Genomic DNA, 12,615 nt, shown 5'->3' with positions numbered 1-12,615 from the left:
AAACGCCCGGTTACATTTCGAACCCGGAAGCTAAGCCTTTCAGCGCCGATGGTACTGCAGGGGGGACCCTGTGGGAGAGTAGGACGCCGCCGAACAATCATTCAGCTCCGGTCCCTGAACCTTTGTGGTTCAGGGACCGGAGCTTTTTTGTTCTGATATTCGGGTGGTGGGCGTAACTCGACGTTCATCTCACCTGACCAGGATCCGTTGTATGCGGACAGTGGGAGCACTCAAGTCGGCCGGTGTCAGTGCTGGTGACGAGGTCGTGGTGCCGGCGTACGGCAACGCCGAGGTGGCCCGGGCCGTGCTGGAGTTGGGCGCGGTGCCGGTGTTCGCCGACGTGGACGGCGACAGTTACTGCTTGGACCCGGCCGCGGTGTCGGATGTGGTGACCAGCCAGACGGCCGCGGTCGTGGCGATCCATCGGTTCGGGCGGCAGGCGGACGTCGGCTGGATCCGTGAAGTGGGCCAGCGGAACGGTCTGTTGGTGCTTGTGGAGGATGAGCCCGGGGTGGACCCGGTGGGCGCGGAGCTGCGGCGGGCGCATGCCTCGTACCTGGACGGCAGGCTCAGTGGGGTCCGGACGCCGACGCCGGCGGCGGGGCACTCGTACGAGCAGTATGTGGTGCGGGTGCCGGGCAACGGGCGGCCGGACCGGGATGCGTTCGCGCGGACGCTGCGGGCCAAGGGCGTGGCATGCAAGGTGCCCGTACTGGCTCCGGTGTACCGGATGCCGGGGCTGCGACGGGATGTGTTTCTGCCGCAGACCGAGCGGGCGGTGGACGAGACACTGGCGCTGCCCGTACATGCCGGGATGTCGCGGCGGGAGCTGCACAGGATGGTCAGCGCGTGCAATGCGCTCGGCGGATTGCTGCAACCGGCCTTTTAAGGGCTGACTCTGTCGGGGATCTTGGTGTCGTCTGCTCAGTCTCTGGCGGACCGCCAAGACCTCGGCCGGGGGATCCCGTGCTGATCCAGGAAGTTCTGGAAGGCGGTCGGCAGCCGGGACGGGGGTGCTTCTCCGGTCGGCGGCCGTCGGCTGAGGCGCTCGACGTTTGCGGCGATGGCTGTGAACACGTGCTGTAGGTGGGCTTTCTGCTGTCCCCGGTAGCGGCAGCGGCGCATGCCGTGTCCGTGAGCAAGCTCGTTGATGGTGCCTTCCACTCCGGAGCGGACCGCATAGCGGGCCTGCCAGTCGGGTGTCTGTTGCTCGGCGCGGACGCGGAGTTGCAGATCGCGGAGTTCTCGCGGGGGAAAGCCCACGGTTCGGGCGCTGTCGGCGGTGGTCGTGCAGCGGGTGCGGACCGGGCAGGGGCGGCACTGGCTCTTGGTGAACCGCGCCACGATCAGAGGTGCAGCGGTGGGTGAGGAGGTCGGATAGGGGCCGTGCCATCCCACGCTGGTTTCGCCCTGCGGACAGGTCACCTGCCGGCGGTCGAAGTCGATGTGGAAGTCGTCGCGGCCGAAGCCGTCGTTCTTGCGGTGCTGGCGGGTGGAGTTGACCGGCAGTGGCCCGGTGACCGTGACCTGGTGCTCCCGGGCCGCCTGTTCCAGATGGACCAGGGAGGTGTAGCCGCCGTCGACCAGATGCTCGGCGGGCGGCAGCCCGCGGCGCTTCAGCCGGGTGTGGATGCCGGGCAGAGCCTTCGCGTCGTAGCCGGTGGCGTCGGTGGTGGCCACATCTGTGATCACGTTGACGCCGTCAGGGGCACAGGTCTCGGTGAGATGTGCGACGAACCCCTTCCAACGGGTGATATGTTCGCGGCGCGCGTAGCGGGCCGTCAGGTCGTAGGGCGAGACGACCGCGACCGCCGAGGGCGGCAGCCCGCCGTCCTCGGCGGTGCGCCAGCGCAGGCGGTCGGCCCCGTCGCGGTAGTAGTTCTGCACCATGATCTGCCGCAGGGCCTGGACCCGGGGACCGGACAGGCGATCCGCCCCATGCTCCCCGACGTGCTCCAGCAGCCGGACGGCGTCGCCGCCTGTGGCAAGGATCCTGGTCTTGGGACGGGTGGGGTTCTGGCCCAGACGGACCGGGCGGCCGTAACGGCGCCCCCACTCCTCGTCGACCAAACCGGCCAGCAGGTGCGGAGCGGTGCCGGCCAGCTCTTCCAGCGCGGCGCGGACGGCCTCGGTGACCAGTTCCAGCCGGGTCAGATCGCGCACCGCGGCCAGAACGTGGGTGGAGTCCGTGCGCTGGGTGGTGCGCTCGCGGACGAGACCGGCTTCCTTCAGGCGCGCAAGCGCGAGGTCAAGGAGACGGTCGGCGCGACCGTCCTCGGTGAGACGCTCGCGGAAGTCGGCCAGCACGCTGTGGTGGAAGCCGGGATCGTCCAGCTCCATGGCCAACGCGTACTTGAAATCGATGCGGCAGCGAACCGCCTCGGCCGCCTGCCGGTCCGACAGACCGAGCAGGAACTGCAGCACACACACGGTGGCCAGCTGAGCGGGCGAGAGACCCGGACGGCCGTCACGCGGATACCAGTCGGCGAAGTCCTCGTCACGCCACAGCCCGCCCAGGCGGTCTCTCACCCACATCGCCGTCGTACCACCCGGGTTGCTCGCTCGCGCCATCTGCACGGTCAGAGAAGGAACTTGCTCACCAGAACGGGCATGGAGCGACAACGGGCACCTCGACAACTGCATCGGTCCTTGAACAGAGCCGAGCATGCCCGTTGATCATGCTGCCCCGCCGGGGATCCCCAAGATCCCCGACAGAGTCAGCCCTTTAGTCGAGTGCCGGTGAGCGGTTCGAACCTGCCGCCGAGTTGGGGTAATATCTATTCCGTTGCCGCGCCCCAATAGCTCAGTCGGCAGAGCGTCTCCATGGTAAGGAGAAGGTCTACGGTTCGATTCCGTATTGGGGCTCCAGAGGACAAAGGCCCCCGCCATGAGGCGGGGGCCTTTGTCGTATGCGGAAGCCGCGGTGAAGCGTGTCAGTTTTGCGCGGATTGGATATAGGCCAGGCCGTGGGCGCCGGAAATGTCGGTGCGGTCAACTTCCAGGGTGGCGAGTGGGCTCAAGGTATTCAGGTCCACGACGGTGACGGTGCTGGAGAGGTTGCCGGAGACATAGCCGAGGCGGCCGTCGGGGGAGGACGTGATGGTGAGGGGGAAATGGCCGACCTCCACCTCGCCGACGGGGGCGAGGGTGCCGGGGGCGAAGACGGTCAGGACTCCTGGGAGGTGGGAGCCGAGTGGGCCGTCCGGTGAGGCGTCCGGGCGCAGTTCGCCGACGAGGAGTGTGCCGGTCGCGGTGACATGGACGGGCAGGACCTGTCCCCGGGTGGGGAGGGCGCGGATGATCTCGTGGGTGGCGGTGTCGATGACGCGGATGCCCGGCGCTGCCGAGAGCGGGGTGTGGAAGTCGGCCTTGGGGGCCGCTACGTAGGCATGGCGGCCGTCGGGGGCGACGGCGAGGCCTTCGCTGCCGGGGACGGGGATGCGGGCCGTGCAGATTCCGCGGCCGAGGTCGACGACGGAGACGAACGGGGCTTCCTTGTTGGTGGCGAAGCCCTGCCGGCCGTCTGGGGTGAGCGCGAACCAGTGCGGGCCGGGCGCCATCGTGGGGATGCGGCCGAGGCGGGCGTGGGTGCGGGTGTCGATGATCAGGACGCCGCCGGGCTCGGTGTCGGTGGCCTCGACGCTGACGTACAGACGCCCGCGCTCACGGTCGAGAGCCAGGCCGTGCGGGGCGTGGTCGGGGGTGGTGTCGAGGGTGGCGACGACGGTGCGGGTGTCGACGTCGATGACGGTGATCTCGTGGGCCGGGCCCTCGTTGGCGCGGTAGAAGCCGGAGCGGTAGGTACTGGTGCAGTACAGCAGCCGGTGGTCCGGGTCGAAGCACAGTTCGTGCGGCTGCGGCGGGACCTGGATCACCTCGAGGCGCTCATGGGTGGCGGCGTCGAAGAAGGTGACGGTGGGGCCGGTCTGGCTGACGACGGCGAGCAGGTCGCCGGGCGGGCCGGCGGGGGTGGGAGTCATGGTCCGTATCGTGGGCGGCCGTTGGGGAAGACTCCAGTGCACGGCGGGCAGGGGTGCCGTGCACCGCACGCAAGGATGCTGGTGGTGGCGGGGGAAGCGGCCGGCGGGCTGTGAGCCGCTTCACTTCGGCCGCTCCCCCCGGAGGTCAGCCTGCCGGGACCTCGGGGACGCGCATGGCGAGGATGGCCATGTCGTCGGAGGCCGGTTCGGCGGCGAAGCGTTCCACGGCGCGCAGCACGCGGGCGGCGACGGCGCCGGCCGTCAGTCCTGTACAGGTGGTCAGGACGTCGGTGAGGCCGTCGTCGCCGAGCATGCGGGTGCCCTCGCGGCGTTCGGTGACGCCGTCGGTGACGCACAGCAGGACGTCGCCGGGGTCGAGGGTGACGGTCTGTTCGTAGAGCTCCAGGTCGTCCATCACGCCGAGGAGCGGCTGGGGTTCGGCGGCCGGCTCGACCGTGCCGTCCTGGCGCAGCCGGAGCGGAAGGGGGTGGCCCGCGCAGACGACCTTGAGGAGGGCGCTGCCGTCGTCCTGCGGCCAGAGCTCGCCGTAAAGGAGCGTCAGGAAGCGGCTGCGGGCGCCCTCGTCGAGGATGGCGGCGTTGAGCCGCTCCAGGACGGCGGGGCCGCCGAAGCCCTCACGGGCCAACAGCCGAAGCGCGTGCCGTGCCAGGCCCGTGACGGCGGCGGCTTCCGGGCCCGTACCGCAGACGTCGCCGATCGCGAAGCCGTACGCGCCGTCACGGATCGGGAAGAGGTCGTAGAAGTCGCCGCCGACCTCGTTGCCCTCGCCGGCCGCGCGGTAGATGACCTCGACCTCCACGCCGGGGACCACGGGCAGCTCCGGGGGCAGCAGGCTGCGCTGGAGGGACTGGCTGATGGCCGTGCGCTCGGAGTAGAGCCGGGCGTTGTCCAGGGCGAGGGCGGCCCGGCGGGAGAGGTCCTCGGCGAGTTCGAGGATCTCCTGGCGGAAGTGCTCCTCGGTGGGCTTGCCGAGGGTGAGCATGCCGATGACGCGGTTACGGGCGACCAGGGGCAGTACGACGGTTTCGCCGCCGACGGCGGAGGCGGTGGCCAGGGTGGCGCCGGGGCCGGTGGAGGGGCGGGCGGAGTTGCCCAGGCCCAGGCTGCGCATGGAGGTGCGCAGGGCGGCGTCGTGGGCGGCGTCGCTGGGGGCGGTCCAGACCCGTGCGCCGGGGGTGGGGACCGGCTCGGGCGCGTCGACCTTCATCAGCAGGGTCTTGAGGCCGTCGATGCGGTCCTCGTCCTCGTGCAGGACGTAGGAGAGCTCGGGCTCGGAGGACTGGTCGGCGACGGTGTAGACGGCGCACCACGTGGCGAGGGTGGGGACCGTCATCTGGGCCATCAGGGCCAGGGTCTGGTCGCGGTCGAGGGTGCCGGCCAGCAGGTCGGAGGCCTCGACGAGGAAGGAGAGGGAGCCACGGCGCAGCTTTTCCAGCTCGGTGAGGCGGGCGCGTTCGACGGCGAGGGCGATGCGGTCGGCGGCGAACTGGAGCCGCAGCGCCTCTTCGTTCGTGTAGCGGCCGGCGCCCTCGGCGGCGACGCCGAGCGAGCCGGTCAGCCGGCCCTCGACCTTGAGCGGGACGGTGACGACCGAGCGCATGCCCGTGCCGCTGAGGAGCGGTACGGCGCCGGGGACGGCGGTGAGGTCCTCATGGACGGCGGGCATCCGGGCGGAGCCGTAGCGTCCGGATCCGGCCTCCACGGGGACCCGGGCGAACCGCTGGCGGGCGGAGGGCAGGCCCGTGGAGGCGCGGACCTCCAGCTCGGTCTCGTCGTCGGTGGCCAGGAGGAGGTAGGCGGCGTCGCCGTCGAGCATGTCGCGGGCGCGTTCGACGGTGCGCTGGAGCAGGCCGTCGAGGTCATCGGGGGCCGGTGAGCCGATGAAGACCTCGAAGGGGTCGGAGATGCGGCCCTCCGACCGGGCGGCCTGGGTGGCGGCGTCCGGGGCGGGGGTGCGCTGGGGGCTCTGGAGGATCGCGCGTTCGTGGTCGCGCACCAGCAGACAGACCGTGGAGGCCTCGCCGTCGGCGTCGCGGACGCGCAGGTGGGAGGCGTAGACGGGGACGACCCGGCCGTCGGAGCCGCGGATGCCGTAGGAGCCTTCCCAGCGGGAGAGCTGGAGCGCCTCGGCGATGCCGGTGCCGGTGCCGGGGGTGTGCGGCCAGGCGGCGAAGTCGGTGAGCGGTTTGCCGATGACCTGTTCGGGGTCGTAGGCGAAGAGGTCCTGGGCGTCTTCGTTCCAGAAGCTGATGCAGCCGCCCCGGTCGATCTGGATCACCGCGACGCGGACGCGGGCGTCGGTGACCGGAAGAGCGTCGACGGGCAGGGCGGGGCCCGCGGAGCGGGTGCCGGCCGGGCGCTCGGCGAGGTCGAGCTGGAACCAGACGTGTTTTTGTGCGGCGGTGTACTCGACGCCCCAGCGGGAGGCCAGCGCGCCGCACAGCAGCAGTCCGCGGCCGCCCTCGCGGTCCGGGTGGACGACGACCTGGCCGGCGTTCTGGAGCGGAATCTCCCGTTCGGGGTAGCGGTCGGCGACGGAGATCCGTACGCCGTCGTCGTTGCGCAGACACAGCACGTCGGCGGCGGTACCGGCGTGCACCACGGCATTGGTGACCAGCTCGCTGGTCAGCACCACGGCGTCGTCGACGATGTCGGCGCAGCCCCAGCCCTGGAGGGTGTCGCGGACGAACGCACGGGCAGTGGCGACCGAGCGCCCGACCGGCTCGAAGGTTGCGGCGGCCCGCGCGGTGATCACTGGTCTCCTCATGCGTGTGTCGGTGATCTGCTCCCCCATGGTCGCGGCGCCCCTCCGAATAAACCTGTTGTGCGTGCACCACCGCCCGTGCTCGATGGCTGGGGCGGGTGGACAGCCGTATGCCAGGTTACTTACCTTCGCCGCACCCGAGGATGCCGGTCACGTGTGTTTCCGCCCCAATCGTGCCCTGGGACGGTGTGCGATGCTGCCGAACTGTTATGGCCTGGTTGGGCCATGGTGAAACACTGGGCAAGTATCAAGAGAAAGCCCGGGTAGAACGGTCGACCCTTGCGGGAGGGACACGGTGGAGTCTGGCGCAGCAGCGCGGGGCGCAAGCACGCGCGCGAAAGGCGGACGATCCCGGAACAACGGGACGACCGAGGTGGATACGGCTGCGCTCAATCGGCTGTTGGTCGCTCTGGTTGCCATGCGGGACGGGAACTTCCGCAAGCGGCTCACGGTTTCCGGCGATGGCGTCATGTCGGAGATCGCGGCGGTCTTCAACGAGGTTGCGGATCGCAATCTGCATCTCACGGGCGAGCTGGCGCGGGTGCGCCGGGTCGTCGGACGTGAGGGAAAGCTCACGGAACGACTGGAGGTCGGCGCCGCCGAGGGCTCCTGGGCCGCGGCCATCGACGCCTCGAATGCCCTGGTGGACGACCTCGTACGGCCCGTCTCCGAAGTGGGACGGGTGCTGTCGGCGGTCTCCGAGGGCGACCTCGAACAGCGGATGGATCTGCGGTCGCGCAGTTCGGACAGCTCTTCGGAGCACCCTTTGCGGGGTGAATTCCTGAAGGTCGGCCGTACGGTCAACGGGCTGGTGGACCAGCTGTCCGCGTTCACCGACGAGGTCACGAGAGTGGCCAGCGAGGTCGGTACGGAGGGCAAGCTCGGCGGCCAGGCGCGGGTGCGCGGAATGTCGGGTTCGTGGAAGGACCTCACGGAATCCGTCAACACCATGGCGTCCCGGCTGACGGCGCAGGTGCGTGACATTGCTCTCGTGACCACGGCGGTCGCCAAGGGTGATCTGTCCCGGAAGGTGACGGTTCATGTCGCCGGCGAGATGCTCGAGCTGAAGAACACCGTCAACACGATGGTCGACCAGCTCTCCTCTTTCGCGTCCGAGGTGACGCGCGTCGCCCGCGAGGTCGGCACGGAGGGCGAGCTCGGCGGGCAGGCACAGGTCCCCGGCGTCGCCGGCGTGTGGAAGGACCTGACGGATTCGGTCAACCTCATGGCCGGCAACCTCACCGCTCAGGTGCGCGGGATCGCGCAGGTCACCACCGCCGTCGCGAACGGCGACCTGTCGCAGAAGGTCACGGTCAGTGCACGCGGCGAGGTCGCGCAGCTGGCCGACACGATCAACACCATGACCGAGACGCTGCGCACGTTCGCGGACGAAGTGACGCGCGTGGCGAACGAGGTCGGCGCGGAGGGCCAGCTCGGCGGGCAGGCACAGGTGCCGGGCGCGGCCGGTACGTGGAAGGACCTCACCGACTCGGTGAACACCGCCTTCCGCAACCTGACGGCGCAGGTGCGGGACATCGCGCAGGTCACGACGGCGGTCGCCAACGGCGATCTGTCCCAGACGGTCACCGTCGATGTGGCCGGTGAAATGCTGGAGTTGAAGAACACCGTCAACACGATGGTGGGTCAGCTGTCTTCGTTCGGTGCCGAAGTGACGCGCGTTGCGCGGGAGATCGGCGTCGAGGGTGAGCTGGGCGGCCAGGCCGCGGTGCCGGGGGCGGCGGGGACGTGGAAGGACCTCACGGACTCCGTGAACACCGCCTTCCGGAACCTGACCGGGCAGGTGCGCAACATCGCTCAGGTGACGACCGCGGTGGCCAACGGCGATCTCTCGCAGAAGGTCACCGTCGACGTCTCCGGCGAGATGCTCCAGCTCAAGAACACCGTGAACACCATGGTGGACCAGCTGTCCTCGTTCGCCGACCAGGTCACGCGAATGGCCAGGGACGTGGGCACGGAGGGCCGGCTGGGCGGCCAGGCCCGGGTGGACGGCGTCAGCGGCACCTGGAAGGAACTGACCGACTCCGTCAACTTCATGGCGGGGAACCTGACTTCCCAGGTGCGGCAGATCGCGCAGGTGACGACGGCGGTCGCCCGTGGTGACCTGTCCCAGAAGATCGACGTGGATGCGCGCGGCGAGATCCTGGAGCTGAAGAACACCATCAACACGATGGTCGACCAGCTTTCCGCGTTCGCCGAGCAGGTCACCCGGGTCGCCCGGGAGGTCGGCACGGACGGCAGGCTCGGCGGGCAGGCACAGGTGCCGGGCGTCGCGGGCGTCTGGCGCGATCTGACCGACTCGGTGAACGGCATGGCCGGCAACCTGACGGCCCAGGTCCGCAACATCGCGCAGGTCGCCACGGCGGTCGCGCGCGGTGACCTGTCGCAGAAGATCGATGTGGACGCCCGGGGCGAGATCCTGGAGCTGAAGAACACCCTGAACACCATGGTCGACCAGCTCTCCTCGTTCGCGGAGCAGGTCACCCGGGTCGCCCGCGAGGTGGGCACCGAGGGCATGCTGGGCGGCCAGGCCGAGGTGCAGGGCGTCAGCGGTACGTGGAAGGACCTCACCCAGTCCGTCAACTTCATGGCGAACAACCTGACCTCGCAGGTGCGCAACATCGCGGAGGTCACGACCGCGGTGGCCCGCGGTGACCTGTCCAAGAAGATCACCGTCGATGCCAAGGGCGAGATCCTCGAACTGGTCACGACCGTCAACACGATGGTCGATCAGCTGTCGTCGTTCGCCGAGCAGGTGACCCGGGTGGCCCGTGAGGTGGGCACCGAGGGCCAGTTGGGCGGCCAGGCGCGGGTGCCGGGTGCGACCGGCATCTGGCTGGATCTCAGCGACAACGTGAACCTGATGGCCAACAACCTGACCATCCAGGTGCGCAACATCTCGCAGGTCTCGGCGGCGGTCGCCAACGGAGACCTGACCAAGAAGGTCACCGTCGAGGCGCGCGGCGAGGTCGCGCAGCTCGCCGACACGGTCAACACGATGGTCACGACGCTGTCGTCGTTCGCCGACGAGGTCACGCGAGTGGCCCGTGAGGTGGGCACCGACGGCATCCTGGGCGGCCAGGCCCGCGTCCCCGGCGTCGCCGGTACGTGGAAGGACCTCACCGAGTCCGTGAACTCGATGGCCAACAACCTGACCGGCCAGGTCCGCAACATCGCCATGGTCACCACCGCCATCGCCAAGGGCGATCTGACCAAGAAGATCGACATCGATGCGCGCGGCGAGATCCTCGCGCTGAAGACCACCATCAACACCATGGTCGACCAGCTGTCGTCCTTCGCCGAGCAGGTCACCAGAGTGGCCCGCGAAGTGGGTACGGAGGGCCAGCTGGGCGGTCAGGCGCAGGTGCGGGGCGTGGCCGGCACCTGGCGGGACCTGACCGAATCGGTGAACGAGATGGCCGGCAACCTGACCCGTCAGGTGCGTGCCATCGCCGCGGTCGCCGCGGCGGTCACCCTCGGCGATCACAACGTCCGGATCGACGTGGACGCGGCCGGCGAGATCCTGGAGCTCCAGGACAACGTCAACACCATGATCTCCACGCTCCGCGAGACCACCCTGGCCAACGAGGAACAGGACTGGCTCAAGGGCAACCTCGCCCGGATCTCCGGTCTGATGCAGGGCCGGCGTGACCTCAAGGACGTCGCCACGCTCATCATGAGCGAGCTCTCGCCCGCGGTCTCCGCCCAGCACGGCGCGTTCTTCCTCGCGGCGCAGCCCGACAGCCAGGAGATCGGCGCGGACGGCGGCGAGGCGGGCGCCTACGAGCTGCGGCTGATGGGCTCGTACGGCTACGCCATGGGCGGGATGCCTACGACCTTCCGGCCGGGCGAGACGCTGATCGGCACGGCCGCGGAGGAGGGCCGCACGATCCTGGTGGAGAACGTCCCTTCCGGCTATCTCAAGATCGCCTCCGGACTGGGCGAGGCACCGCCGGCGAATGTGATCGTGCTGCCGGTGCTCTTCGAGGACAAGGTGCTCGGCGTGATCGAGCTGGCGTCCTTCCAGCCGTTCACCCAGATCCAGAAGGACTTCCTCAGCCAGATCGCCGAGATGATCGCGACCAGCGTCAACACCATCTCGGTCAACACCAAGACCGAGGTGCTGCTCAAGCAGTCGCAGGAGCTGACCGAGCAGCTCAAGGAGCGGTCGGGCGAGCTGGAGAGCCGGCAGAAGGCGCTGGAGCTGTCCAACACCGAGCTGGAGGAGAAGGCCGAACAGCTGCGTGCGCAGAACCGCGACATCGAGGTGAAGAACACCGAGATCGAGGAGGCGCGGCAGGTTCTGGAGGAGCGTGCCGAGCAGCTCGCGGTCTCGATGCGCTACAAGTCGGAGTTCCTGGCGAACATGTCGCACGAGCTGCGGACGCCGCTCAACTCCCTGCTGATTCTGGCCAAGTTGCTGGCCGATAACGCCGAGGGGAATCTCTCCCCGAAGCAGGTCGAATTCGCCGAAACCATCCACGGCGCCGGAAGCGACCTGCTCCAGCTCATCAACGACATCCTGGACCTGTCCAAGGTCGAGGCCGGAAAGATGGACGTCAGCCCGACGCGGATCGCGCTGGTCCAGCTCGTCGACTATGTGGAGGCGACGTTCCGGCCGCTGACCGCGGAGAAGGGACTCGACTTCTCCGTACGGGTCTCCCCGGAGCTGCCGGCCACACTGCACACCGACGAGCAGCGGCTGCTCCAGGTGCTGCGCAATCTGCTGTCCAACGCGGTGAAGTTCACCGACAGTGGCGCCGTCGAGCTGGTCATCCGGCCGGCCGGTGCGGATGTCCCGGTGGCCATCCGCGAGCAGCTGCTGGAACACGGCTCGCTGCGCGACCCGGATGCGGACATGATCGCCTTCTCGGTGACCGACACCGGAATCGGCATCGCGTCCAGCAAGATGCGGGTCATCTTCGAGGCGTTCAAGCAGGCGGACGGCACGACCAGCCGCAAGTACGGCGGTACGGGCCTGGGTCTGTCCATCAGCCGGGAGATCGCCCGGCTGCTCGGCGGCGAGATCCACGCCGCGAGCGAGCCCAGCCGTGGCTCCACGTTCACGCTCTACCTGCCGCACAACCCGGGCGGGCTGCCGCCGCAGGGCTACCCGCAACTGGTGGCCGGCGGGATCGCGATGGACGCGGAGGCGCGCGAGACGGAGGTCGGGCGCCAAGAGGCCGAGGAGCAGCAGCAGGGCTACGAGCAGGACTCCGGGGGCAGCCTCAACCGGCGCCGCCGCCGGGCCGTTTCGGGCCCCCCGCGCCGCTTCGCCCTGCCCGGCCAGCCCCCGCCCGCGGCGGCGCCGCAGACGCCTCAGGCGGCGCCCCGGACGGCCCCGCAGCAGCCCGCTCCGGAGCCCTGGATCGGCAACGGCCAGGATCTGGTGGACCCGGCCTTCGAGGGCGGCTTCCACGGCGAGAAGGTGCTGATCGTCGATGACGACATCCGCAATGTCTTCGCGCTCACCAGCGTCCTGGAACAGCACGGCCTGTCGGTGCTGTACGCGGAGAACGGGCGCGAGGGCATCGAGGTGCTGGAGCAGCACGACGACATCGTGCTGGTCCTGATGGACATCATGATGCCGGAGATGGACGGCTATGCGACCACGGCGGCGATCCGCCGGATGCCGCAGTTCGCCGGACTGCCCATCATCGCGCTGACCGCGAAGGCGATGAAGGGCGACCGGGAGAAGAGCATCGACTCCGGAGCCTCCGACTACGTGACCAAGCCGGTGGATACCGATCATCTGTTGTCGGTCATGGAGCAATGGATGCGCGCGGAGTGAGGGAGCGTCCAGTATGGAGGCGTAAGAGGATCATCGCGTGC

The 12,615-nt window shown here is 69.3% G+C and carries 5 protein-coding genes, 1 tRNA gene and 1 rRNA gene; 4 read left to right on the top strand and 3 right to left on the bottom strand.

The genetic code is table 11. The features are described from left to right. Positions 1 to 95: ribosomal RNA gene (gene rrf / locus IF67_RS40600) — 5S ribosomal RNA — on the top strand; the annotation flags it as partial. A 116-nt stretch (positions 96 to 211) separates the two neighbouring features. Further along, complete coding sequence (locus IF67_RS0135620; RefSeq protein WP_030992789.1) at positions 212 to 889, top strand: DegT/DnrJ/EryC1/StrS family aminotransferase; 678 nt, start codon at positions 212 to 214, stop codon at positions 887 to 889. A gap of 35 nt (positions 890 to 924) precedes the next feature. Here IF67_RS0135620 and IF67_RS0135615 read toward each other — a convergent pair whose 3' ends face one another. After that, positions 925 to 2,535 carry an IS1182 family transposase gene (locus tag IF67_RS0135615; RefSeq protein ID WP_051818963.1) on the bottom strand — a complete coding sequence of 537 codons (1,611 nt, stop codon included), beginning with the start codon at positions 2,533 to 2,535 and terminating at the stop codon, positions 925 to 927. Between the two features lie 257 nt (positions 2,536 to 2,792). Here IF67_RS0135615 and IF67_RS0135610 point away from each other — a divergent pair. Further along, positions 2,793 to 2,868 (top strand) — tRNA-Thr (locus IF67_RS0135610). A gap of 65 nt (positions 2,869 to 2,933) precedes the next feature. Here the strand turns inward: IF67_RS0135610 and IF67_RS0135605 are convergent. Next, entirely contained in the window at positions 2,934 to 3,980 is a 1,047-nt protein-coding gene (locus IF67_RS0135605) for a YncE family protein (protein ID WP_030992787.1), read from the bottom strand. Positions 3,981 to 4,125: 145 nt separating this feature from the next. Continuing rightward, complete coding sequence (locus tag IF67_RS0135600; protein WP_030992786.1) at positions 4,126 to 6,756, bottom strand: SpoIIE family protein phosphatase; 2,631 nt, start codon at positions 6,754 to 6,756, stop codon at positions 4,126 to 4,128. Positions 6,757 to 7,060: 304 nt separating this feature from the next. Here IF67_RS0135600 and IF67_RS0135595 point away from each other — a divergent pair, with 304 nt between their 5' ends. After that, positions 7,061 to 12,574 carry a HAMP domain-containing protein gene (locus IF67_RS0135595; protein ID WP_078889830.1) on the top strand — a complete coding sequence of 1,838 codons (5,514 nt, stop codon included), beginning with the start codon at positions 7,061 to 7,063 and terminating at the stop codon, positions 12,572 to 12,574. Positions 12,575 to 12,615: the final 41 nt, after the last annotated feature.

This window comes from Streptomyces sp. NRRL S-1813, from assembly GCF_000719605.1.
Classification (GTDB): Bacteria; Actinomycetota; Actinomycetes; order Streptomycetales; family Streptomycetaceae; genus Streptomyces; species Streptomyces decoyicus.
The sequence above is the reverse complement of the archived record's forward strand: the minus strand, read 5'-3'. Positions and strand labels throughout refer to the sequence as shown.

Bases quoted from the DNA above. Each gene is read 5' to 3' on its own strand.
- IF67_RS0135620 (WP_030992789.1), top strand. From the start codon at position 212: ATGCGGACAGTGGGAGCACTCAAGTCGGCCGGTGTCAGTGCTGGTGAC.
- IF67_RS0135615 (WP_051818963.1), bottom strand. From the start codon at position 2,535: ATGTGGGTGAGAGACCGCCTGGGCGGGCTGTGGCGTGACGAGGACTTC.
- IF67_RS0135605 (WP_030992787.1), bottom strand. From the start codon at position 3,980: ATGACTCCCACCCCCGCCGGCCCGCCCGGCGACCTGCTCGCCGTCGTC.